A 556-nucleotide genomic window follows, 5' to 3' on the forward strand; every position below is an offset into this window, starting at 1 on the left:
ATTGCGTCTGCAGTTTCTCTGTCTTGTTCCATTTTAGCCCTTTTGTCTTTCGTGCGAGGTGGTCTCTGTGGTGGGGCAGCCCTTGCATCTGCAGTTTCTTTTGCTTGCTCCATCTGAGCCAATTTCTCTTTCATGCGAAGTGGTCTTTGTGGGGCAATCGTTGCAGATAGAGATTCTGAAGAAGATGTTTCTGTGGGAGGGTGTTCATAGCGTTTTTTTAATGCTTCCAGTTTCTGGGAAGCCTGTCTTTTGTCTTTTGGAGAAATCCTTGCAGAGAGGGTTTCTGGAGAGGATATTCTTGTGGCAGGCTGTTCGTAGCGTTTTTTTAATTCTTTCACCGAAAGAGGTGCAGAAGGGGCTGGTTGGTTTTTTTTCATGCATGTTTCCTTTCAAGTTTTTACAATATTTGTTTTTAGAAAATTTCTTTGATGCACTTTCCACCATTCTGTTTTGAAAGCTTTTTCTTCAAAGAAGGATGCCCATTTGAAAGAGTCTCAAAAGATTTTGTGTTCTTTAGTACGGATCATCATTAGTATTTGTAATCATTGAGGTAAAT

At 40.5% G+C, this 556-nt stretch carries 1 pseudogene; it reads right to left on the bottom strand.

What is annotated here, in order from left to right:
* Positions 1-377: pseudogene (locus ACFIK8_RS12920) on the bottom strand (hypothetical protein); the annotation flags it as partial.
* Between the last annotated feature and the right edge of the window lie 179 nt (positions 378-556).

The sequence above is a fragment of the Bartonella sp. MR168JLCBS genome (assembly GCF_042194175.1).